Source organism: Paracoccus aminophilus JCM 7686 (assembly GCF_000444995.1).
GTDB classification, from domain to species: domain Bacteria; phylum Pseudomonadota; class Alphaproteobacteria; order Rhodobacterales; family Rhodobacteraceae; genus Paracoccus; species Paracoccus aminophilus.
On sequence record NC_022043.1, the window covers coordinates 164280 to 185417 of the forward strand.

The window sequence follows — 21138 nt, forward strand, 5'->3', positions numbered from 1 at the left end:
TCCGACCTCTGCTACAAAGCGTCAAGGTCGGGGGGAGATACCTCCGGGCCAGCCTCGAGCGCACTCGATGCGGTCCGACATCACGGTTTGAAAAAACCGCCAGAGGGGCCCGGTCCCGCTCTGCTCACATAGCGCAACTGCGCAAAAATGCAAGCTCGGCGTGTGGTGCGGGCAAAGGATGGCCGAGACTGTGCGCCCGCTGCATCAGGCCGAATGCAGCGGGACAGCGACAGGCGCGCGGCGGGCTTAGAGGTCCTTCACCAGACGCAATGCGTCATAGATCGCGGCATGGGTGTTGCGCGCGGCAACCGCATCGCCGATGCGGAAAACGCGGAACTTGCCCGCGGGATTGGCGGCGACGGCCTGTGCCTCACCCGCGATCAGCGCGTTGTAATCGACCTCGCCGAGGTTCGACGAGAGCGGTTTCAGGTCGAAATAGACCTCGTCCAAGGGCCGCGTGCCGTGGTTGACGACGATCTGATCGACCAGACGCTCGCGCGTCATATCGCCGTAATCGCTGCCCAAGGTGGCGCGCAGCTGATTGCCGTCGCGCACCACCGATTGCAGGCGCCAGGTCACGGTGAAGGTGGTGTCCAGCCGCTGAAGGCTGCGCATATAGGGCACGAGGTTCATCGCCATGACCTCGGGCGCAAAGCTGCGGTCGGGCGTCACCACCTCAACCTTCGCGCCGGTTTGCGCAATCAAATCAGCGGCTTGCAGACCGGCGTGGTCGCCCGCATCGTCATAGACCAGCACATTCGAGCCCGGCTTCACATCGCCCGAGAGAATGTCCCAGGCCGAGCAGACCAGATCATTACCCGCGCTGAGCACCTCGGTATGGGGCAGCCCGCCGGTCGCGATGATGACCTCGTCGGGATTGGTGGCCAAAATCGTCTCGGCATCGGCGAAGGTGTTGAAGCGGAAATTCACACCCTTCTTTTCACATTGGCCCATGCGCCAGGCGATGATCGAGATCATCTCGCGGCGGCGCTCTTGCAGCGAGGTCAGGCGGATCTGGCCGCCGGGCTTGTCCGCTGCCTCAAAGACCGTGACCTCATGGCCGCGCTCGGCGGCAACGCGCGCCGCCTCGACGCCCGCCGGGCCGCAACCGACGATGGTGACACGCTTTTTCTGAGCAGCCGCCGGGATCTGGTGCGGCATGGTCTCTTCGCGCCCCGTCGCGGGGTTGTGCAGACAGAAAGCGAGCCCGCCTTGATAGATCCGGTCAAGACAGTAGTTCGCGCCAACGCAGGGACGGATGTCATCCTCGCGGCCCTCGATGACTTTGCGCACCAGATGGGGGTCAGCCATATGCGCGCGCGTCATGCCGACCATATCGAGCTTGCCGCTTTCGATCGCATAGCGTGCGGTCGCGACATCGGGGATTTTCGCGGCGTGGAAGGTCGGAAAGCCGGTCGCGGCGCGAATCTCGCCCGCGAACTCCAGATGCGGGGCGTTCTTCATCCCCTGCACCGGAATCACATCGGTCAGGCCCGCATCCGTGTCGATATGGCCGCGGATGATATTGAGGAAATCGACCAGACCGCTCGATTTCAGCATCTGCGAGACCTGCATACCCTCGGCTTTGGTCATGCCGCCGGGCTGGACTTGATCGCCGGTGTAACGCAGGCCGACGATGAACTCCTCGCCGCAGCGCTGGCGGATTTCGCGCAGCACGTCGAAGGTGAAGCGCAGGCGGTTTTCCAGACTGCCGCCATAGGGGGCCTCGAGATCATTGGTCAGCGGCGACCAGAATTGTTCGAGCAAATGGCCGTAAGCCTCCAGCTCAATCCCGTCGACGCCCGCCGCCTTCATCCGCTCGGCTGCATCGCCAAAATCCTTGATGATGCGCGAAATGTCCCAGTCTTCCATGCGTTTGGGGAACGCACGATGGGCAGCCTCACGCTCATGGCTGGGGGCAACCACCGGCAGCCAGTCGGCTTTGTCCCAGCGGGTGCGGCGCCCCAAATGGGTCAGCTGGATCATCACCGCAGCGCCGTGGTCGTGGCATTCGTCGGTCAGCCGCTTCATCCAGCCGACCACCTCGTCCTTATAGGCGAGGATATTGTTGAAGACCGGAGGACTGTCCTTGGCAACCGAGGCCGAGCCCGCCGTCATCGTCAGCGCCACGCCCGCTTTGGCGCGCTCGACGTGATAGGCGCGGTAGCGGTCCTTGGGCATGCCGTCCTCGGGATAGGCCGGCTCATGCGAGGTGATCATGATGCGGTTGCGAAGCGTCAGATGCTTCAGCTTGTAGGGCTGGAGAAGGGGGTCGTGCGACATCTCGGGCTGCCTTGGAAAAAGGTGACTGCTCGTGATCTTGCCGAAATGTTCATACCTGTCAATTTAAAGTTCATCGGTGATTTCGGCTGAGACAGCTCTGGACATTTCGATTGCATGACGGGTGCGCTGCGGGTAGCGAAAGGAAATGAAAGAGCAATCTTTGACAGAATCAGGCTGGCGCGGATCCCCCGAGGGCTGGCTCGAAGCGGCCTATGACGTGCTGATCGACAGCGGCGTCGATGCCGTCAAAATCATGCCGCTGGCCAATCGTCTCAAACTGTCACGCACGAGTTTCTACTGGTTTTTCAAAGACAGAGACGAGCTTCTTAAAGCTCTTTCGAACCGTTGGGAAGAATGCACCACCGCGCCTCTGATCGCCGCCACGCAGGAATATGCGGAAAGCGAAGCGGAATCTCTGCTCAATGTGGTCAGCTGTTTTCTGCCCGATCAAGGGTTCGACGTGCGGCTCGAATTCGCGGTGCGCAGCTGGGCGCTCCAAGATGCCGGGATCATGGCGCGCGTGCAGGACGCCGATCAGAAACGGCTGGCCGCCCTGCGCGCATTGCTTGAGAAATGGGGCCACGAGCCCATGGACGCCGATGTCCGCGCCCGCACGATCTATCTCGTCCAGATTGGCTATATCTCGATGCAGGTGAAAGAGCCGCTCTCGGTTCGGATGCCGCGCATCCCGCATTATGTCGAGATCTACAGCGGCGGGAAACGACCGGCGGCACGCGAAATCGCGCGCTTTCACGCCCGCCACGGCTATAGCGAAACTGAGCCAAGCTAGGTCCGCCCCCATGAAAATCGGCATTATCGGCGCAACCGGATGGCTTGGATCGGCACTTGGCCGCAGGCTTCTTGCAAATAAGATCGTCCAGGAAGACGACCTGATCCTTTTCAACCGCTCGGGTCCGCGCGCCGATTATCACGGTTGCCGTGGCGTGATCTGGGCACGCGATATCACGGATCTTGCGCGCCGAAGCGAGGTGATCGTGGTTTCGGTCAGGCCGGAAGATTGGCCGGGGCTGGGGCTGATCGCCCCGGACCGGCTGGTCCTTTCCTTCATGGCGGGCGTGCGCATCGCGGCACTTGCTGCCACGCAGGGCCGCGTCATCCGCGCCATGCCGAACGCAGCGGCCGAGATTGGGCGCTCATATTCGCCCTTCTTCGCAGCGCCAGAGGCCACCGCACTAGATCGCGAACGGACCCGGCGGATCATCTCGGCCATCGGCACGACAGATGAGCTCAGTTCTGAAGCGCAGGTTGATGTGATGACGGCCCTTCCCGGCTCGGGTGCCGCTTACCCTGCGCTGCTGGCCGAGGCGATGCTGGGCTTTGCGCGTGAACAGGGTCTGAGCGAAGATATCGCCTGCCGCGCGGTCGCGGCCACGATTTCCGGTGGCGCCGAACTTCTGGCCGGGCGCATCGGGGAGGTCGGGGCGCTACTTGACGCTTATCGCGCCTATCGCGGACCAACCGGCGCGGGCATCGACCGCGCCATTGCCGAGGGCTTTTCGGGTGCTGTCAAAACCGCGCTGGTGGCTGCGACGAAAAAAGCCAGCGAGATGGGCTGACGGCGCCCTGTTCATCGGCGGACAGTCTCAGCCCAGCCAGAGATCGCGCAAAAGCGCCTGCGCCAGAAAGTCGACATCGGCGCCGTCGATACGAACCGCGCGGGCCTGACCCTCATAGCTCACATGCAGCATATTGCCGACGATTTCGAACCGGCCGGAAATCGGCGCAGTCCCGCGGGGGGTCAAGATGACACTGCCTTGCATCGACTCAGTTCCTTTTCTTTTCTCTGGAGGAAAGTCTGTGCGAGGAAGGCGGCACCTGGCAATTCCGACTTTAGGACAGGATGCCCGCATCTCATCCAGTCGTCAGAGAGGCCGAATTTGCGTCCGTCTTTAGCCCTTTGGGTGCGCGAGGCGTATTCTATAATTTACATTATAATATGTATTTAACTACATAATATATAATAATTATTTTTAATGTAATCTTTCAGAAATCGCGAAACCGCCTGACCGGGCGCAAGCCGCCGATCTCGCCTGATCGCCCACCATCTGTTCAGCCGGACTTTCTGTCGTTAGCATCCCACGCGCCACGACCGGAAACCGATACCCGAGATGCCGCCCTCGTTTCAGGACCTTGCTAGTGCCGCTTCGGCCCGCCGCGCTGCCGGAGATTTTCTGGCCGCAGCCAAGATCTATCGCGACGCCGCTCGGCGCTTTCCCAGCAGCAGCGCAGGGCTTTTCGTCGGCATTTGCCTGCGCGATGCCGGAGACACCGAGGCCGCGCTGACCGCGTTGAAGGCCTATACGGCACATCATCCGCAGGATTTCGACGGCTGGACCACGCTTGGCATCTCGCTGAAAGCGCTCGACCGAAATGCAGATGCGGCGACGGCCCTGCAAAAAGCGCTCGACCTGCGCAACGACCCGGCCGCGCGCAATACGCTTGTGACTGCGCTCTGGCGCGCCAACCGGATGGCCGAAGCGAAAGCCGAGGGGCTGGTCAATCTTGCGCTCAAGGACGATCTGGCACTGCAAACCTTCATGGCCTCGCCCTTTCGCGCCAACCGCCTGAGCCCGGATCGCAAGGGCTTTGATCCCGAAAACCGCCGCCGCAATGTGATTGCCTTTTCGCTTTGGGGCGACCGGCCCGAATATGTCACCGGCGCCATCGTCAACGCTCAGATCGCACCCCATCTTTATATGGGCTGGACCCCGCGCTTTTACTGCGACACCAGCGTGCCCGCCGATGCACGCGAGATCTTGCAGGCTTACGGCGCCGAGGTGATCCTGATGGAGCAGCCCGCGCATCGCGATATCCGCCCGATGTGGCGCTTTTTGGCCTCGGATGATCCCGAGGTGAATGTCTTTCTCTGCCGCGATGCCGATTCCCGCCTCAATGCGAAAGAGCTGATCGCGGTGCAGGACTGGCTGCGCTCTGGCAAGCCCTTCCACATCATGCGCGATCACATCTATCACATGGAGCTGATTCTCGCCGGAATGTGGGGCGGGCAGGCCGGAGTCCTCCCGCCGCTCGGCGACTGGCTTGCGGCCGCGAAACGCGAAAAGGTCTTAACTTATTTCGACAACCGCTTCGGAGATCAGGCCTTTCTGGCGGATATGATCTGGCCGCTGATCCGCAATGCCGCGCTCATCCATGACAGCGTTTATGGCTATCCCTCGGCACGCGCCTTTCCCGATGCCTATGATCTGCCCGGGCTGGTTCATGTCGGAGGCAGCGTCAAGGCCATGCCACATTGGTCGACTTACCCCCGCGCAAACTGAACGCGATGTTCGCAAAATCGGACCCGGCCAAGGCTAAGCGCCTCTGGCGGGGCGATATTTTATCTCTAAATTAGATACGACATTTCGCGTAATTAATTGTTTTATATTATATGTTATAAGTTGATATTTTTATATCTTCACTGTTATCTTCACCTCCGCTCCGCCTTTCTTCCCGCTTGCCGGTCAAGGTTTTCTTGCGCTAGAGAGGATCCATGCTCTGGACCGGACCGCTCCGCCCTCTTTGCTTGGCGCTGATTGCGCTGGTAGCCCTCGCGCTTGGCGCGGTTGGGGGGGCGCATCGCGTGCCCTCGCTCGAAAGCCTTCAGCTTCAGGCCTATAGCGCGCAGGGGCTGTCGGTTGATCTCTGCGGCCACGGCGACGATCAGGCCCCGGCCATCCAAGGCTGCCCGGTGTGCACGCTGGTCGGTCAGGCGGTTCTGCCGCCGCAGGGCGAAAGCCTAATCGCCCATGAGCGCCGCTTCTACCGCGTCACCTATCTGCCAGAGGCCGAGCAAGCCGCGCATCGCCCGCGCGACCCGGCCAATCTTCAGCGCGGACCACCGCTTCCGGCCTGAACGGGCCCTTGAGAGCCCGCTTTTCTGACGCGACCTTCCGGTCGCGCCACCACGGCGCATGCCGGCTCCCCATTCAGATCCGGAAATCAACCATGACTGACACCACCTTCTCCGCTCCGAGAAGTGCCGCCTCGACAGGTGCTTGGCGCGCCTTCCTGATGCGAATGCATTTCTACATCGGCCTTCTGGTCGGCCCCTTCCTGTTCGTCGCCGCGCTGACCGGCACGCTCTATGTCCTGACCCCGCAAATCGAGCGCATGATCTACAGCGATGCGTTGCACACCGCGACCACCGGCACGCCCCAACCTCTGGGCGAACAGATCAAAGCCGCACGCAAGCTGGGCGGCGACGGCCCGATCAAGGCGGTTCGCCCCGCCCCCGCAGCGGGAGAGACCACCCGCGTGATGTTCGTGGACAGCAGGCTCGGCCCCTCCGAGACGCGCACGATCTTTGTCGATCCGGTCACGCTCAACCTGCGCGGCGACATGACGACTTATGGCACCTCGGGCATCCTGCCCTTCCGCACCGCGCTGGATTATCTGCATCAGAGCCTGATGCTCGGCGATTGGGGGCGCTATTACAGCGAACTCGCGGCGTCTTGGCTTTGGGTGGTGACGCTTGGCGGCGTGCTGCTGTGGGCGGGCGGTTCGCGGCGCCGTCGCAAGCTGGCCGAGATGCCGAAGCCACAGCGCCTGCGTTGGGTCCACGCCACCATCGGCGTTTCGGCAGCGATCGTCCTGCTGTTTCTCTCGGTCACCGGCCTGACTTGGTCGCAGGCGGCGGGCGCGCGCATCGATCAGCTGCGCGGCGCTTTGGGTTGGGTCACGCCTTCGGTTGATCTCTCGCTCGACGGCAGTGGCATGAGCGCGGGCGAACATGCCGAGCATCTGGCGGCGGCGGCCGACATGCTCGACAAAACCGGGCCAGAGCTGGACGATTATTACGATGTCGCCATGACGTCGGCGCAATATGAGGGGCTCGATTCCCCCTATCTCGAGATCCGCCCGCCGCAACCCGGCAAGGCATGGCTGGTCACCGAATATGATCGCAGCTGGCCGACGCAGGTTGATGCCATGGCAGTTGATCCGGTCATGTTCACCGTGACAAGTCAGGCCAATTTCAAAGACTTCCCGCTGATTCCTAAACTCATCCGTTGGGGAATCGACGCGCATATGGGCGTGCTCTTCGGTCTGCCCAACCAGATCCTGATGGCCGCTGTCGGCATCGCGCTGATGTTTTCGACCGTTTACGGCTATCGTATCTGGTGGCTGCGTCGCCCCGTGCCCGGCGCGCTTCCGCAAACGCTGACCGCAAGTTGGGCCCGGCTGGGTCTGGTCGGCCGCCTTGTTGTGCTTCTGATCGGCGCGGGCCTCGCCTGGGCGCTGCCTGTCCTTGGCGTGAGCCTGATCCTCTTCCTTCTGATCGATCTGACCCGCTGGAAACTGGCGAGCGCCTGAAAATGGAAAAGGGCCGGAGCAATCCGGCCCTGTCCTTCAGATATTGCGATCTCAGCTTGCCGAGAGCTTCATCAGCACAAGCCCCGCGACGATCAGCACCGCGGCGGCAATCCGCATCGGCGTTACCGCCTCGCCCAGGACGGTGATCCCGACCAGAAACGCCCCGACCGCGCCAATGCCGGTCCAGATCGTATAGGCCGTGCCCAGAGGCAAGGTCCGCATCGCGACCGCGAGCAGCCAGAAGCTGCCGATCATCGCGATCACCATGATCGCGGTCGGACCGAGCCGCGAGAAGCCATGCGATTGCTTCATCGCATAGGCCCAAATAATTTCGAGAATTCCTGCGAAGGAAAGATACACCCAAGCCATCGACCAACTCCAATGTTGTCAGGTCGTCCTGAGTGGATATGACCTGCCCATAGGAAAAAGGCCGGTGGGGTCGTCCCCGTTCCCGAATGATTTAGCCTTTTGGCCGCTTCCGGGCAAGGCAATGCTTAAAATGCGCGGGATCTAAGCCGGGATGGTTGCCCGATGGCAACCATCCGCACAGGGCTCAGTTCTTGCGCAGCGCGTTCAGAAGGGCGGCGCCAAGCGCGCTCGGAGCTTCGTTCTGGGCGGATTTGGGCGCGGATTGGAATTTGCTTTGCCCTTTGGGCGCCGCGCCGCGCGTTGCGGGCTTTTCTGTGGTCGGACGCGCGCCCGCCTCGGCACCGCCGTCTTTGCGCATCGACAAAGCGATCCGCTTGCGGGGAATGTCGATCTCGGTCACGCGCACCTTGACGACATCGCCCGCCTTCACGACCTCATGCGCATCCTTGATGAAGCGGTCGGCGAGCTGGCTGATATGGACGAGCCCGTCCTGATGCACGCCAATATCGACGAAGGCCCCGAAGGCCGCGACATTGGTGACCGTGCCTTCCAGCAGCATCCCGACCTTGAGATCCTTGATGCTCTCGACCCCATCGGCAAAGCTTGCAGTGACGAAATCGGGGCGGGGATCGCGGCCGGGTTTTTCCAGCTCGGCAAAGATGTCGCGCACCGTCGGCAGACCGAATGTCTCATCGACGAATTGTTCGGCGCGAATGCCGGCCAGCGCGCCCGATTGCCCCATCAAGGCGCGGATATCGCGCCCGCAGGCCGCGACGATGCGCCGGGCGACGCCGTAAGCCTCGGGATGAACCGCCGAAGCGTCGAGCGGCTCGGCCCCTTCGCGGATGCGCAGAAAACCGGCCGCCTGCTCGAAGGCGCGGGGACCAAGGCCCGTGACTTTCAGCAGCGCCTTGCGCGAGGGGAAGGCGCCATTGGCATCGCGATAGGTGACAATATTCTGCGCAAGGCTCGGCCCCAGCCCCACGACATGGGACAAAAGCGAGGCCGATGCCGTGTTCAGATCGACCCCGACCGCGTTCACCGCATCTTCGACCACCGCCTCAAGCGCGCGGGTCAGTTGGCGCTGATCCACATCATGTTGATATTGCCCGACGCCAATCGATTCCGGCGGGATCTTGACCAGTTCCGCCAGCGGATCCTGCAAGCGCCGCGCGATCGAGGCCGCGCCGCGCAGGCTGACATCGAGATCGGGGAACTCCTTCGCCGCCAGCTCCGAGGCCGAATAGACCGAGGCCCCGGCTTCAGAAACCACAACCTTCGTCGGCGCTTTGACCGTCTTCGGGAGGCGCTTGAGCACTTCGGCGACCAGACGTTCCGTCTCGCGGCTGGCGGTGCCATTGCCGATGGCGATGAGTTCGATCTTGTAGCGCGCGATCAGCGCCAAAAGCGCGGCCTCCGCGCCCTGCACATCCATGCGCGGCTGGAAGGGATAAATCGTCGTCGTCTCGACCAGCTTGCCGGTCGCATCAACGACCGCGACCTTCACGCCGGTGCGGATGCCCGGATCCAGCCCGATGGTCGGACGCGCGCCCGCCGGGGCAGAGAAGAGCAAGTCCTTGAGATTGCGGCCAAAGACCTTGATCGCATCCTCATGAGCGCGGCGGCGCAGCTCGGTCAGAAGGTCGATATACATCGTATTCGACAGCTTCACCCGCCAGGTCCAGCCCGCGACATTGCGCAACCATTGATCGCCCGGACGCTCGCCCAGATCGCCGATGCTGGCCGCGACCATGCGCTCGGCCTTGGGCGCGCCGGTTTCAGCCTCGGGAGAGATGTCGATGGTCACGACCTCTTCCTTGGCCGCGCGCAACACCGCCAGAGCCCGGTGCGAGGGCATGTCGGCCCATTTTTCGTGGTGGTCGAAGTAATCGGAAAACTTCGCCCCGGCTTCTTCCTTGCCCGGAGAGACCTTGACCGTCACTTGCGCCTCGGCGCGCATGAACTCACGCAACCGCCCGAGCAGCGTCGCATTCTCGGCGAGCTCCTCGGCCAAAATATCGCGCGCGCCATCCAAGGCGGCTTTGGCATCCGCGACATTCTCGGTCAGAAAGCCACCCGCGAGGGCTTGCGGATCCAGTCCGCGATTTTCTTGAATTTTGCGGAGAAGCGGTTCTAAGCCATTCTCGCGTGCGATCATCGCCTTGGTGCGGCGCTTGGGTTTGAAGGGCAAATAAATATCTTCGAGCGTGGCTTTGGTTTCCGCCTGCGCGATCGCCCGGGCAAGATCATCCGTCAGCTTGCCCTGCTCCTTGATCGAATTGAGGATCGTGGCGCGCCGCGCTTCCATCTCGCGCAGATAGGTCAGGCGCTCGGCCAGCGTGCGCAACTGCGTGTCATCGAGCCCGCCCGTCACCTCTTTGCGGTAGCGCGCGACGAAGGGCACCGTCGCGCCCCCGTCCAGAAGCTCGACCGCCGCCGTGACCTGAGCGGGACCGGCGCCGATTTCGGTGGCGATGGTGCGGGCAATACGGGCGGCGTCCATGGTCTCTCCTGTCAGATCAGAGAGACCGTTCTAACCGCTCCGCCCTGCCCGATCCAGAAGAAGCTTTACGCCACGGCGCAGGCGGCAAGAAAGCGCGGCGATTCGCCGCCAAATCGCATCGCATACTCCGGCGGGAGATCCGCCGAAGCCGGTGAATTTCATTTTTTGAACTGTGTTCATTAATTTTACTTAACGTAAATTAACCGCGCCGCATTTTTTGTTATGCCCGCGCTCAAAACGAGCGCATCCTCAACCTATCGGAGATATGCGCATAGGGTGAGATGGAGACTAGCGCGCATTTTCTAGGTTTTTGACGAGTTTCGCTCTACTGGAGGATGTGATGTCGGACAAAGGCAATCTTGAAGCTCGGAAATGGGCCTCTGGCATGCTGGGGCTTTCTGCAGCCATTCTGGCCTTCGCGGCGGTGTTGACGCTGCCAGCCGCGCCCCTGGGCTCGGAGATCTCGCTCGATTGGACACGCAGCTTTGCTTACGGGCTCGACCGGATAGACTCTTGGGCGCTGTTTCTCGCCCCGGCGGTTCTGGTGGTGATCGGTCTTGCGGCGCGTTTGGGCAAGATTTTGATCCCCGGCAAGATGGGGCCGCGCCATGTGCTTTGGACGGCGCTGACCGTGCTGATCCTGATCGCGGCGGCAGGCCAATATCTTCTGGTGCGCGATGCCTTCCAGATGGCGCGGGGCTTTTAAGAGCCCCGGCCTCTTCTCAGCCCTTGATCAGGCGGCGGCGTAGCACGCCGGACAGCCAATCCATCAGCATGACCACCAGAACGATCAGGATGATGTAATAGGCGACATGTTCCCAATCCTGCTGGGTCTGGATCGCTTGCGTCAGCAAAAGCCCGATGCCACCGCCAACGATCGCGCCGATAACCGTCGCGCCGCGCGTGTTGGATTCGAGGAAGTAAAGGAGCTGCGACAACACCACCGGCGCGACTTGCGGCAGAACGCCCCAACGCGCGCGCTGGATCGGCCCCGCCCCGGTCGAGCGCAGACCCTCGACCTGCTTTCCGTCAATATTCTCAAGCGATTCCGAGAAGAGTTTGCCAAAACTTCCGGTATCGGTCAGCAAGATCGCCAAACTGCCGGTCAGCGGTCCGGGACCGAAGGCGCGCGACAGGATGATCGTCCAGATCAGACCGTCGACGCCGCGCAGGAAGTCAAAAAGCCGTCGCGCCGCCTGCCGGATGATCCGCGAGGGGCCGAAGTTGCGCGCCGCAACGAAGGCCAGCGGCAGCGCCACGAAAGCCGCGCCAAAAGTGCCGAGAAAGGCCATCAGCACGGTCTCGCCCAAGGCCCAGAAAACATCACCGTGGTGCCAGACCTTGTTGGTCCAGAAGTCATGCGCCATTGCGCCGATCTGGGCTGGGTCGCTGATCGCCATTCCGGCCAGTTGCAGCGGCCCTTTGCCGTAGAACGGGCTGTCGAGGGTGAAGAAGAAGAGCTCCCATCCCGCGAAACGCCGCGTGACCTCTGACCGCGTCTTGGTGACCGAGACCCGCGACGAGCCGATGTTGACATCGACGCGGGCAGAGCTTGCCGACACCCACGGCTCGCTTCCATCGATGCCGCTGATCTCGACCCCCGACGCCTTGGGCGTGATCACAATCGGGGCGTGGTCCGCTTTGTCGATCTCGACCCAGCCTTCGTTCAGCAGGACCGTGCCGCCCGGAAAGGTCACGCGCTTGCCCTGCCCTTCGGGCGCGACCCAGCCGGGCTCTTGCCCCGCCGCATAGGTCATTTTGCGACTGCCCTCGATCGCGGTGGTGATCTGGCCCGAGCGGTTGTCGAGCGTCACATGGGTCTTGTAGGACCAAAAGTCGCGCATGAGCAGCGAAGCATTGTCCATCCGCGCCCGCTGCGCGAGGCCCGGAATGTCGAAGGCGAAGAAGATATAGATCAGATAAAGCCCGATGGCCGCCGGAATGGCCAAGGCGGTCAGGCTGCGGCGACGGATCAGCGCCTGCGCGCGGGCCTCGATTGCGAATGTATCGCTCATGCGCGCGCTCCGTGGATCAGCCGGTCACGCGCCGCGCTGGAGGTCTGGTCGATGACGATGATCGTCACGAAAAGCAGCAGGAAGATCGAGGCCGCCGCATCATAGCGCCCCGGCCCCCAAGAGATCGCATTGCGCAGCTCGTAGCCGATGCCGCCTGCGCCGACGAAGCCCAGAATGGCGCTGGCACGGATATTGATTTCAAAGCGCAAGAGCGCATAGCTCAACCAGTTTGGAGCAACCTGCGGCATGATCGCCAGCCACATGCGCTGAAGCCAAGAGGCACCGACACTTTCGAGGCCCTCAACCGGCTTCACATCCGCATTTTCAACGACTTCCGAGAACAACTTGCCAAGAGCGCCAGTGGTGTGGAAGGCGATGGCGATCATCGCCGGAACCGGGCCTCCGCTGAGGATGAAGATCAGGATCAGTGCGATGACCACATCGGGAATGGCGCGGGTGATGTCGAGCAACCGGCGGATTGGCGTCACCAGACGCGGCCAGGGCGAGAGGCCCGGCGTCGCCAAAAGCGCCAGAAGACCGCCGAACAGCGCACCGACCAGCGTCGAGACGGCGGCGATGTTCAGCGTCTCGATCAGCGAGGGCAGATAATGCCAGATCAGCCCCGGAAGCCTGCCCGCCTTGGACCAAGCTTCGGCAACAAGCTCGGAGGGATAGGCGAAGACATTGGGCAGACCGCGCAGGAAGCCGCCCGCATTGCGCTCATTCGCGACCTGAAACCCGCCCACCAGCAGGGCCACGAAGACGATCAGCAAAAGTCCCGAATACATCCGGCGCCGGCGCACCAGATCAAGATATCGGCTTTGGAGGAGATCCAGATCGGACATCAGCGCCTGCTTGATATTGGATGGAAAAAGGGCGGGCAGAGAGTTCTGCCCGCCCGATGATGGGGTGATTATTGGCCAGCCAGCTCGGCCTTGCGCACGTCGATCACGGTCGCATAGGCGTCATGGGTGACCGGCTTGAAGCCTGCGGTCTCGCCCGAGGCGACGTTGTAGAGGCAGTCCTTGTCCTTCTCGCCCAGACCGGCGAGCAGCGCGGTGAATTTTTCCTTCACATCCGCCGGCAGCGCCTTGCGCACGACGAACGGGCCTTCCGGGATCGGTTTCGATTTCCAGATCTCGACGATCTGGTTCATGTCGATGATGCCCGAATCCGCGGCCTTGCGCAGCGCGCCCGAATTGTAGCCGTCCGCCCAGTCGCCCTGACCGTCGGCCCAGGTCACGCCCGCATCAACATCGCCGTTCTTGACCGCGATGATGGTCTGTTCATGGCCGCCGGTGAATTTGATGTCCGAGAAATATTCGCCCGGTTTCATCGAATAGCCCTCGGCCGGGATTTCGACCAGCGGGATCAGATAGCCCGAGGTCGAGTTCGGATCGCCGAAGCCGAAGCTCTTGCCCTTCATATCGGCGAGCGATTTGATGCCGCTGTCGGTTTTGGCAAAGCCGATCGAATAATAGGTGGTCGAGCCGTCAAGATTGGCTTTGACCAGCACCGGCTCGACGGCATCGGCATTGGTCAGATAGATCTTGGCATAGCCCGAGGCGCCAAGAAGCGCGGCATCCAGCGAGCCGCCGAGCAGGCCCTGAATGACGCCGTCATAATCGGCGGGGGTGAAGATCTTGACCGGAACGCCGAGGGCTTCCTCGGTGTATTTCTGCAGGCAGGTGTTCGCGGTCATGCGGTCCTGTGCATTCTCGCCGCCGAGAACGCCGATGTTGAATTCCTTGATCGGCTCTTGCGCAAGGGCAGGAAGAACCATCGCGGTCGAGGCGGTCAGGGCGAGGATGAGGGATTTCATAGGAAAACTCCGGGTTCGCGGGATCAGTTGGGGTCGTTTTTCGGGGATCGTCTTCGGGGGTCGTTCTCTGGGGTCGACGTCAGGGATCAGTCGGCCAGCAGCCTTGCGGCATAGGCATCGTCGCGCATCGCCGCTTCGGGGCGGTCGAGCGCGTCGATCTCGGTCGAGGTCGCGGCCTCGGAAAAGTCATGGCCCGCGCCATAGATCTCGCGCGCGGCGGCGGGCGTCAGCAGCTCGGGGACGCCATCAAAGACGATCCGCCCCTTGCGCATCCCGATCACCCGGTCGCAATAGCGCCGCGCGGTGTCGAGTGTATGAAGGTTCGCGATGACCGTGCGGCCGTCCTCTTCATGGATCTGGCGCAGAGTGCGCATGACGATCTGCGCGTTCATCGGATCGAGCGAGGCAATCGGCTCGTCGGCGAGGATGATCTTCGGATCCTGCATCAAGGCGCGAGCAATCGCCACGCGCTGCTGCTGGCCACCCGAGAGCGCCTCGGCGCGTTTCGCCGCCTGCTCGGCAATGCCCAGACGGTCAAGAATGGCAATGGCACGGCTGATATCCTCGCGCGGCCAGAGGTTGAAGATGGTCGCACCAAGGCCACGGCGGTTCAGCAACCCATGCAGCACGTTCGAGACCACATCGACGCGCGGCACAAGGTTGAACTGTTGAAAGATCATCGCGCATTGGCTTTGCCAGCGCCGCTTGTCCGCGCCTTTCAGCGGCAAAATATCCTGTCCTTCGAACAGGATACGCCCGTCGCTGGCATCGGTCAGGCGGTTGATCATCCGCAACAGCGTGGACTTGCCCGCACCAGAAGCGCCGATGATCCCGACCATCATTGGCCGGTCGATGTCGAATGTTGCGTGATCGACGGCCGTAGACTGGCCGAAGACCCGGGTCACATTCTGGAAAGAGAGCAGCATGGGCACCTCGACTTGTTGGGCGTCGAAGTAGGCCGCAGCTGTGACAGGTGCATGTCGCGGTTGTGAATGTTTTACGAACCGCTCAGTTCAAAACGCAACCGGAAGGTGGCGCCTTCGCGCGATCAGAGCTCAATCTGATCGCGGCGGTCTTCGGCGATCAGAGTCTGGATCTGACGCACGATCTGATTGGCATGGTTCGAGGCCAAACGGTCAGCCGCCTCGAGATCCTGCTGCTCGATTGCGCGGATCATATCGTCATGCTCGGTCACGAACTCCTCCGGCAAGCGGTCGGAGTATGACGAATAATAAAGCCGCAGAAGCCGGCGCCCCTCATCAAGAAGGCGCGAGAACAGGCTGGAATAATAGGGATTCCTCCCCGCGTCTGCGATAGACGCATGAAGCTCGCGGTTGGTCGCGATCATCGCCAGCGCATCCTGATCGCGGACGGCGCGAGTGAAATCGGCCTGATGGGCGCGGATGATGCGCAGATCGGCCTCGGTGCGATAACGCGCGGCAAGCCGCGTCGTCACGCGATACATCAGCGTGATCGCATCGAAAAACGCAGGCAGGCTGAGGAAGTCGATATTCGATACCACCGTCGAGCGGTTCGGCAGGGTCGTGACCAGACCGTCCCCGGCAAGACGGACCAGAGCCTCTCTGATCGGCGTGCGCGACATTTCAAACCGCTCGGCCAATTGGTTTTCATCGATCGGGCTGCCCGGCGGCAAGACGAGGCTGATGATCTCGTCGCGCAGCACGTCATAGACGAGCTTGACGCCAGAGCCACGCTTGCGGTCGGCCGGTTGGGGGGCCAAGTCCTTGGTCATCACGCATCCTTAAAGTCGACAGCAGATATGCCGGAATTTCGGTCCTCTTCCAAGGGGGTTTTGCCGAAAGACCGGGCGCGCCGCGCGCCATTCTGACCCGCCGATCAGAGGAAAGTCCGGGGTCGGATATTTTGTGTCGACAAATAAAATACAAGAGATATGTTGTTTTGCATAACTCAGGGAATCGCGTGCTGGCGCGACACTCTCTGCCCCCTCCCTTTGCGAACAGGAGTGACAAGATGAATTCCGAGATGTTCACCGGCACGATCCCCGCATTGATGACGCCCCTCAAACCTGATCGCACCCCGGATTTCGCTGCTCTGGCGCGCAAGGGCAAAGAGCTTGTGGCTGCCGGTATGTCGGGCGTCGTCTATTGCGGCTCGATGGGCGATTGGCCGCTTTTGAGCGATGCCGAGCGGATGACCGGCGTCGAGGCGCTGGTTGCGGCGGGGGTTCCCGTCATGGTCGGCACCGGCGCGATCAACACCCGTGCGGCAGTGGCTCTGGCCGCTCATGCCCAGAAAGCCGGGGCGCAATCGCTGATGGTCATCCCCCGGGTCTTGTCGCGCGGCACGTCGGCTGCGGCGCAAAAAGAGCATTTCAAGGCGATCCTCTCGGCCGCGCCGGATCTGCCCGCTGTCATCTATAACTCGCCCTATTATGGCTTCGCGACGCGCGCCGAGCTGTTTTTCGACCTGCGGCGCGAGCATAAGAATCTCGTCGGCTTCAAGGAGTTCGGCGGGCCGAAGGATCTGCGCTATGCGGCGGAATTCATCACCTCGGCTGATGACGAGGTGAAGCTGATGGTGGGGGTCGATACCGCGAACTATATCGGCATTGTCGAATGCGGCGCCATCGGCACGATCACCGGCATCGGCAACGTGCTGCCGCGCGAGGTTTTGCATCTCGTGCGCCTGTGCAAGGCCGCCGCCGCCGGAGACGCTCAGGCCCGCATCCGCGCGCTCGAGCTGGAAAAGGCGCTGTTTGTGCTTTCATCCTTCGATGAGGGTCCGGATCTGGTCCTCTTCTACAAGCATATGATGGTTCTGACCGGACATCCGGAATACGAGTTGCATTTCAACGAAAGCGACCGTCTCTCGCCATCCCAGAAGGGCTATGTCGAGGCGCAGCTCGCCCAGTTCCAGCACTGGTATGCGAACTGGTCGAAAGCCGACGGCGCTCTGGCCGCCTGAGCTTTTGGCAGCGAGGCCCTGCGATCCGCGGGGTCTTTTGTGCCGACGGGGCTTGATGCGGCGCGGGATTGGGGGGTATAGCCCGCCCCTTCCTGACCGCCTCAGCCCCGGAGCCCGCCATGACGAACACCCTCGCGATTGACTTTGGCACGTCGAATTCGGCGGCGGCGATCCTGGTGGACGGCGCCATTCGCCGCATCGAAATCGCGCGCGGCGAAGAGACCCTGCCCACCGCCGTTTTCTTCGCGGCGCGCGGCGGTCAGATGCAGATCGGGCAGGATGCTGTCGAGGCGCTGATTGCGGGCGATGAGGGCCGGTTCATGCGCGCGCTCAAAAGCATTCTCGGCACCTCGCTTTTTCACGAATCCCGGCTGATCGGCGGCAAGCGCCGCACACTCGCCGAGATCGTCACCGCCTTTCTCGCGACGCTCAAGACCCGCGCGGAAGCGGCCACCGGCCACAGCTTCACGCGGGCGCTGTCCGGGCGTCCGGTCCATTTCCACTCCTCCGACCCCGAGCGCGACGCCCGCGCCGAAGAGGATCTGCGCGCCTGCTATCTTGCCGCCGGGTTTGAAACCGTAGATTTCATGTTCGAACCCGAAGCGGCGGCGCTCGCCGCGCATTCTCTGGGAAAAGCCGGTGAAACCGGGCTGATCGTCGATATCGGCGGCGGCACCTCGGACTTTTCGATCTTCCGCACGGATGCGGGCCGCGTCACCATTTTGGCCAGCCACGGGCTGCGTCTGGGCGGCACCGATTTCGATCATGCCGTCTCGATGGCCCATGCCATGCCGCTCCTTGGTCATGGCGGAGAGCTGCGCCGGACCTTTGGCGAGGGGCTGCTGCCCGTCCCGAATGCCGTCTATGCCGAGCTGTCGACCTGGGCCAAGATCCCCTTCCTTTACAACCGCGACACCACCCGGCTGGTCGAGGATATGGTCAAACATGCGGTCGAGCCGGTCAAAATGGCGCGGCTTGCGACGGTGCTCGACCTTGAACTTGGCCATGAGCTCGCCTTCTCGGTCGAGAAAGGCAAGATCGCGGCGAACAGCAATGGGGCCGCGCAAAACATCGACATGAGCTTTATCGAGCGCGGATTGGCCGCACCGATCAGCACAGATTCGCTCGACGCGGCGCTGGCGGCCTATCGTCAGGACCTGCACCGCGCGATCATCGAGACGCTGGCCTTGGCCGAGGTCGCGCCCGGCGACATCGGGCGCATCATCCTCGTCGGCGGCTCGAGCCTGATGGCGCTGGTCGCCGAAGCCGCCCGCGCCGCCTGCCCCGAAGCCGAGGTGTCGCTCTCGGAAGCCTTCACCGCCGTCGTCGACGGGCTCGCCCTCGCCGCAGCCGCCTAAAGCGGCAATGCGGTCGTGTGCTTGAACTTCTGCATCGGGATCTCGGTCTTGATGTTGCGCACGCCCTTGGCCCGGCCCAGATATTCGACCTGAAAGCGGCGATAGCCGTCAATGTCGGGCGCGACGACCCGCAGCAGGAAATCGCTGTCACCGGCCAGAAGATAGCATTCGACGACCTGCGGGTGATCCTTGATCGCCGAGACGAATTGATAGACCGTATCCTCATCCTGCGAGGTCAGCCAGACGCGGGTGAAAAAGGTCATGCTCATCCCGATCTTGGCCGGGTCCAGCACCGCGACATAGCGGTCGATCGCCCCCGCCTCTTCGAGATTGCGCACGCGGCGCAGGCAGGGTGATGGCGAAAGCCCGACCTGAGCGGCAAGCTCGGTGTTCTGGATGCGCCCATCCTTTTGCAGCACGCGCAGAATAGAGCGGTCGAGTTGGTCGAGTTCGATTGGCATAGGATGTCACCAAATTTTAGAATTTCAGCGTTTCATGCCAAATTCTCATCCATTAGAACAATCTTCGCAATCTCATTGCGCATTGGTTGACATAAAAGGGAAGCTCGTGAAAGCAGAGCCCATGTCCTCAATCGACCCAACCCTTGACACAATCCCACCCTCGCCCGTGCTGCGCGGGATCAAAGACGCCCTGCCGATGATGCTGGGCTTCGTCCCCTTTGCCTTCGTTCTGGGCGCTCAAGCGGCCCAGAAAGGGTTGAGCCCGGTCGAAGTGCCGATGCTCACCGGCTTCAACTTCGCCGGAGGCTCGGAATTCGCAGCCGTGGCACTCTGGAGCTCGCCGCCGCATCTTTTGCTCATCGTCGCGGTGACCTTGCTGATCAACAGCCGCCACCTGCTCATGGGCGCGGCGATGGTGCCCTTCTTCAAGGGCCAGCCCTTGCGCAAGGTTCTGCCCGCGCTCTTCTTTCTTTGCGACGAGGTCTGGGCCTTGGCCTTGGCCGAGGGGCGACGCACCGGTCGGGTCGATCTGCGCTATTACGCGGGCGCGGCGGGCTCGCTTTATCTGACTTGGGTCAGTTGCACGGCGATTGGCGCATTGATCGGGCCGGTTCTGGGCGACATCACCCGTTTTGGCTTCGACATGGCCTTCCCGGCGGTCTTTCTGGTCATGCTGGCCGGGATGTGGAAGGGCGCGCGCGCGGCGTTTCCTTGGCTGGTCGCATTGATCGCTGCGGTGCTGGCCTGCATCTTCCTGCCCGGAGCCTGGTATGTCCCGGCGGGCACGCTGGCCGGATTGCTCACGGCCTATCTGATGGCGAGGCCAGAATGATCCATCTTTCCACCTTTCTCACCGTGCTCGCCATGCTGGCTGTGACCTATGCCACGCGCATCGGCGGCTATCTGTTCCTGCGCGACCGCACCATCAGCCCGCGCCTGCAGGCGGTGATGGAAACCGCGCCAGGCTGCATTCTGATCAGCGTGATCGCGCCGCATTTTGCGACGAGCAATCCCGCCGATCTCGCGGCGCTGGCGGTGACGTTGCTGTGCGCGACGCGGCTCTCGATGCTGCCGACGGTAATTATCGCCATCGTCGCGGCGGGGCTTTTTCGTCACCTGATGTGACCTCGGGCTGGCGCGCTGACCATGCGCCGCCCATGTCTATTGCACGACCCGCCGCAAGCGCGCGCATGAATTCTCATTGCCTGCGCGGTCAAGCTGGGCGACGCTTTAGCAAAGAACCGGAGAGCCGCAGGACGCCGAGGGGGGAGCCATGCAGATCAAGGACCGGGTTTTTCTGATCACTGGCGCGGGCTCGGGTCTCGGGTTTGCCGTCGCGCGCATGGCGGTCGAGGCGGGCGGGCGCGTGCTGCTGGTCGATCTCAACCGCGCGGCGGGCGAGGCGGCGGCGCGCAGCCTCGGGCCTCTCGCCCGTTTCCAAAGCGCCGACGTCACCTCGGAGGCCGAGGGTGAAGCCGCCGTCACCGCCGCTCTCGAAGCCTTTGGCCAGATTGACGTTTTGGTCAATTGTGCGGGGGTGGCGCCGGGCGAAAAGATCGTCGGGCGCGACGGTCCGCATCGGCTCGACAGCTTTGCCCGCGCGATTTCGGTCAATCTGATCGGCACCTTCAATATGCTGCGTCTCGCCGCCACCGCGATGACCGCCAACCCGGTTGGCCCCAGCGGCGAGCGCGGCGTCATCGTCAACACCGCCTCGATTGCGGCCTTTGATGGCCAGATCGGACAGGCGGCCTATGCGGCCTCGAAGGGCGGGGTGGCGGCGCTGACGCTGCCTGCGGCGCGCGAGCTCGCGCGTCATGGCATCCGCGTCGTGACCATTGCCCCGGGGATTTTCGAGACCCCGATGATGGCGGGCCTGCCCGCCGAGGTGCAGGCCGCGCTCGGGGCCTCCGTGCCCTTTCCTTCACGTCTCGGCGATCCGGCGGAATATGCGGCTTTGGTGCGCCATATTCTGGAAAACCAGATGCTCAACGGCGAGGTCATCCGTCTGGACGGTGCCCTGCGCATGGCGGCGAAATAGGAGGTTCCC

21 protein-coding genes are annotated in these 21138 nt (G+C 62.5%); 11 read left to right on the plus strand and 10 right to left on the minus strand.

Annotated elements, in window-relative coordinates; all coding sequences use genetic code 11:
- Window positions 1-246: 246 nt before the first annotated feature.
- Window positions 247-2283, minus strand: coding sequence for an N-methyl-L-proline N-demethylase HpbA (gene hpbA, locus JCM7686_RS20815; protein WP_020952988.1), 2037 nt, complete (start codon window positions 2281-2283; stop codon window positions 247-249).
- A gap of 145 nt (window positions 2284-2428) precedes the next feature.
- Here hpbA and JCM7686_RS20820 point away from each other — a divergent pair, with 145 nt between their 5' ends.
- Together JCM7686_RS20820 and JCM7686_RS20825 are read left to right on the plus strand one after the other, a co-directional pair.
- Window positions 2429-3073: a TetR/AcrR family transcriptional regulator gene (locus JCM7686_RS20820; protein ID WP_020952989.1), complete on the plus strand. Its 645-nt coding sequence runs from the start codon at window positions 2429-2431 to the stop codon at window positions 3071-3073.
- 10 nt (window positions 3074-3083) lie between these two features.
- Window positions 3084-3860, plus strand: a complete 777-nt coding sequence (locus JCM7686_RS20825) for a pyrroline-5-carboxylate reductase family protein (protein WP_020952990.1) — start codon at window positions 3084-3086, stop codon at window positions 3858-3860.
- Between the two features lie 27 nt (window positions 3861-3887).
- On the opposite strand, the gene JCM7686_RS24835 is transcribed toward JCM7686_RS20825, so the two are convergent.
- The gene (locus JCM7686_RS24835) at window positions 3888-4064 is read right to left on the minus strand and encodes a hypothetical protein (protein ID WP_020952991.1); all 177 of its coding nucleotides are present in this window, start codon (window positions 4062-4064) and stop codon (window positions 3888-3890) included.
- 348 nt (window positions 4065-4412) lie between these two features.
- Between JCM7686_RS24835 and JCM7686_RS23710 the strand changes: the two genes are divergently transcribed.
- The 3 genes from JCM7686_RS23710 to JCM7686_RS20840 all read left to right on the plus strand — a co-directional run bounded on the left by JCM7686_RS23710 (window position 4413) and on the right by JCM7686_RS20840 (window position 7614).
- Window positions 4413-5582: a tetratricopeptide repeat protein gene (locus tag JCM7686_RS23710; RefSeq protein ID WP_020952992.1), complete on the plus strand. Its 1170-nt coding sequence runs from the start codon at window positions 4413-4415 to the stop codon at window positions 5580-5582.
- A 212-nt stretch (window positions 5583-5794) separates the two neighbouring features.
- A complete protein-coding gene (locus JCM7686_RS20835) occupies window positions 5795-6157 on the plus strand; it encodes a hypothetical protein (RefSeq protein WP_020952993.1) in 363 nt (120 codons plus the stop codon).
- Window positions 6158-6249: 92 nt separating this feature from the next.
- Window positions 6250-7614 (plus strand): PepSY-associated TM helix domain-containing protein, encoded by a 1365-nt coding sequence (locus tag JCM7686_RS20840; protein ID WP_020952994.1) that lies wholly within the window; start codon window positions 6250-6252, stop codon window positions 7612-7614.
- Between the two features lie 51 nt (window positions 7615-7665).
- On the opposite strand, the gene JCM7686_RS20845 is transcribed toward JCM7686_RS20840, so the two are convergent.
- Window positions 7666-7983, minus strand: coding sequence for a DMT family transporter (locus JCM7686_RS20845; protein ID WP_020952995.1), 318 nt, complete (start codon window positions 7981-7983; stop codon window positions 7666-7668).
- A gap of 184 nt (window positions 7984-8167) precedes the next feature.
- The gene (locus JCM7686_RS20850; RefSeq protein ID WP_020952996.1) at window positions 8168-10486 is read right to left on the minus strand and encodes a Tex family protein; all 2319 of its coding nucleotides are present in this window, start codon (window positions 10484-10486) and stop codon (window positions 8168-8170) included.
- A gap of 340 nt (window positions 10487-10826) precedes the next feature.
- On the opposite strand from JCM7686_RS20850, the gene JCM7686_RS20855 reads away from it, so the two are divergent.
- Window positions 10827-11192, plus strand: a complete 366-nt coding sequence (locus JCM7686_RS20855) for a hypothetical protein (protein ID WP_041528294.1) — start codon at window positions 10827-10829, stop codon at window positions 11190-11192.
- A 16-nt stretch (window positions 11193-11208) separates the two neighbouring features.
- Here JCM7686_RS20855 and phnE (JCM7686_RS20860) read toward each other — a convergent pair whose 3' ends face one another.
- From phnE (JCM7686_RS20860) to JCM7686_RS20880, 5 genes are all read right to left on the minus strand, one after another.
- A complete protein-coding gene (gene phnE, locus JCM7686_RS20860) occupies window positions 11209-12501 on the minus strand; it encodes a phosphonate ABC transporter, permease protein PhnE (protein ID WP_020952997.1) in 1293 nt (430 codons plus the stop codon).
- A complete protein-coding gene (gene phnE, locus JCM7686_RS20865) occupies window positions 12498-13346 on the minus strand; it encodes a phosphonate ABC transporter, permease protein PhnE (protein ID WP_020952998.1) in 849 nt (282 codons plus the stop codon). The genes phnE (JCM7686_RS20860) and phnE (JCM7686_RS20865) overlap by 4 nt, the downstream gene beginning before the upstream one ends.
- Before the next feature lie 68 nt (window positions 13347-13414).
- Window positions 13415-14323, minus strand: a complete 909-nt coding sequence (phnD, locus tag JCM7686_RS20870) for a phosphonate ABC transporter substrate-binding protein (RefSeq protein WP_020952999.1) — start codon at window positions 14321-14323, stop codon at window positions 13415-13417.
- 86 nt (window positions 14324-14409) lie between these two features.
- Window positions 14410-15249: a phosphonate ABC transporter ATP-binding protein gene (phnC, locus tag JCM7686_RS20875; protein ID WP_041528295.1), complete on the minus strand. Its 840-nt coding sequence runs from the start codon at window positions 15247-15249 to the stop codon at window positions 14410-14412.
- A gap of 122 nt (window positions 15250-15371) precedes the next feature.
- Window positions 15372-16076, minus strand: a complete 705-nt coding sequence (locus tag JCM7686_RS20880; protein ID WP_020953001.1) for a GntR family transcriptional regulator — start codon at window positions 16074-16076, stop codon at window positions 15372-15374.
- 239 nt (window positions 16077-16315) lie between these two features.
- Between JCM7686_RS20880 and JCM7686_RS20885 the strand changes: the two genes are divergently transcribed.
- Entirely contained in the window at window positions 16316-17269 is a 954-nt protein-coding gene (locus tag JCM7686_RS20885; RefSeq protein WP_020953002.1) for a dihydrodipicolinate synthase family protein, read from the plus strand.
- 119 nt (window positions 17270-17388) lie between these two features.
- Window positions 17389-18627 carry an Hsp70 family protein gene (locus JCM7686_RS20890; protein ID WP_020953003.1) on the plus strand — a complete coding sequence of 413 codons (1239 nt, stop codon included), beginning with the start codon at window positions 17389-17391 and terminating at the stop codon, window positions 18625-18627.
- Here JCM7686_RS20890 and JCM7686_RS20895 read toward each other — a convergent pair.
- Window positions 18624-19082 (minus strand): Lrp/AsnC family transcriptional regulator, encoded by a 459-nt coding sequence (locus JCM7686_RS20895; protein WP_041528339.1) that lies wholly within the window; start codon window positions 19080-19082, stop codon window positions 18624-18626. The two genes, JCM7686_RS20890 and JCM7686_RS20895, sit on opposite strands and share 4 nt — an antisense overlap.
- A gap of 127 nt (window positions 19083-19209) precedes the next feature.
- On the opposite strand from JCM7686_RS20895, the gene JCM7686_RS20900 reads away from it, so the two are divergent.
- From JCM7686_RS20900 to JCM7686_RS20910, 3 genes are all read left to right on the plus strand, one after another.
- The gene (locus JCM7686_RS20900) at window positions 19210-19920 is read left to right on the plus strand and encodes an AzlC family ABC transporter permease (RefSeq protein WP_020953005.1); all 711 of its coding nucleotides are present in this window, start codon (window positions 19210-19212) and stop codon (window positions 19918-19920) included.
- On the plus strand, window positions 19917-20213 hold the full coding sequence (locus JCM7686_RS20905) for an AzlD family protein (RefSeq protein WP_020953006.1): 297 nt from the start codon (window positions 19917-19919) through the stop codon (window positions 20211-20213). The genes JCM7686_RS20900 and JCM7686_RS20905 overlap by 4 nt, the downstream gene beginning before the upstream one ends.
- 148 nt (window positions 20214-20361) lie before the next feature.
- The gene (locus JCM7686_RS20910; protein ID WP_020953007.1) at window positions 20362-21129 is read left to right on the plus strand and encodes a 3-hydroxyacyl-CoA dehydrogenase; all 768 of its coding nucleotides are present in this window, start codon (window positions 20362-20364) and stop codon (window positions 21127-21129) included.
- The last annotated feature ends 9 nt before the right edge of the window (window positions 21130-21138 follow it).

What these genes read in the sequence shown, in the direction of transcription:
- JCM7686_RS20835 (WP_020952993.1), top strand. Translation starts at nt 5,795, where the DNA reads ATGCTCTGGACCGGACCGCTCCGCCCTCTTTGCTTGGCGCTGATTGCG.
- JCM7686_RS20825 (WP_020952990.1), top strand. Translation starts at nt 3,084, where the DNA reads ATGAAAATCGGCATTATCGGCGCAACCGGATGGCTTGGATCGGCACTT.
- JCM7686_RS20880 (WP_020953001.1), bottom strand. Translation starts at nt 16,076, where the DNA reads ATGACCAAGGACTTGGCCCCCCAACCGGCCGACCGCAAGCGTGGCTCT.
- JCM7686_RS20845 (WP_020952995.1), bottom strand. Translation starts at nt 7,983, where the DNA reads ATGGCTTGGGTGTATCTTTCCTTCGCAGGAATTCTCGAAATTATTTGG.
- JCM7686_RS20910 (WP_020953007.1), top strand. Translation starts at nt 20,362, where the DNA reads ATGCAGATCAAGGACCGGGTTTTTCTGATCACTGGCGCGGGCTCGGGT.
- JCM7686_RS23710 (WP_020952992.1), top strand. Translation starts at nt 4,413, where the DNA reads ATGCCGCCCTCGTTTCAGGACCTTGCTAGTGCCGCTTCGGCCCGCCGC.
- hpbA (WP_020952988.1), bottom strand. Translation starts at nt 2,283, where the DNA reads ATGTCGCACGACCCCCTTCTCCAGCCCTACAAGCTGAAGCATCTGACG.
- JCM7686_RS20855 (WP_041528294.1), top strand. Translation starts at nt 10,827, where the DNA reads ATGTCGGACAAAGGCAATCTTGAAGCTCGGAAATGGGCCTCTGGCATG.
- JCM7686_RS20820 (WP_020952989.1), top strand. Translation starts at nt 2,429, where the DNA reads ATGAAAGAGCAATCTTTGACAGAATCAGGCTGGCGCGGATCCCCCGAG.
- phnE (WP_020952998.1), bottom strand. Translation starts at nt 13,346, where the DNA reads ATGTCCGATCTGGATCTCCTCCAAAGCCGATATCTTGATCTGGTGCGC.
- phnE (WP_020952997.1), bottom strand. Translation starts at nt 12,501, where the DNA reads ATGAGCGATACATTCGCAATCGAGGCCCGCGCGCAGGCGCTGATCCGT.
- JCM7686_RS20890 (WP_020953003.1), top strand. Translation starts at nt 17,389, where the DNA reads ATGACGAACACCCTCGCGATTGACTTTGGCACGTCGAATTCGGCGGCG.
- JCM7686_RS20900 (WP_020953005.1), top strand. Translation starts at nt 19,210, where the DNA reads ATGTCCTCAATCGACCCAACCCTTGACACAATCCCACCCTCGCCCGTG.
- JCM7686_RS20850 (WP_020952996.1), bottom strand. Translation starts at nt 10,486, where the DNA reads ATGGACGCCGCCCGTATTGCCCGCACCATCGCCACCGAAATCGGCGCC.
- phnC (WP_041528295.1), bottom strand. Translation starts at nt 15,249, where the DNA reads ATGCTGCTCTCTTTCCAGAATGTGACCCGGGTCTTCGGCCAGTCTACG.
- JCM7686_RS20840 (WP_020952994.1), top strand. Translation starts at nt 6,250, where the DNA reads ATGACTGACACCACCTTCTCCGCTCCGAGAAGTGCCGCCTCGACAGGT.
- phnD (WP_020952999.1), bottom strand. Translation starts at nt 14,323, where the DNA reads ATGAAATCCCTCATCCTCGCCCTGACCGCCTCGACCGCGATGGTTCTT.
- JCM7686_RS24835 (WP_020952991.1), bottom strand. Translation starts at nt 4,064, where the DNA reads ATGCAAGGCAGTGTCATCTTGACCCCCCGCGGGACTGCGCCGATTTCC.
- JCM7686_RS20905 (WP_020953006.1), top strand. Translation starts at nt 19,917, where the DNA reads ATGATCCATCTTTCCACCTTTCTCACCGTGCTCGCCATGCTGGCTGTG.
- JCM7686_RS20885 (WP_020953002.1), top strand. Translation starts at nt 16,316, where the DNA reads ATGAATTCCGAGATGTTCACCGGCACGATCCCCGCATTGATGACGCCC.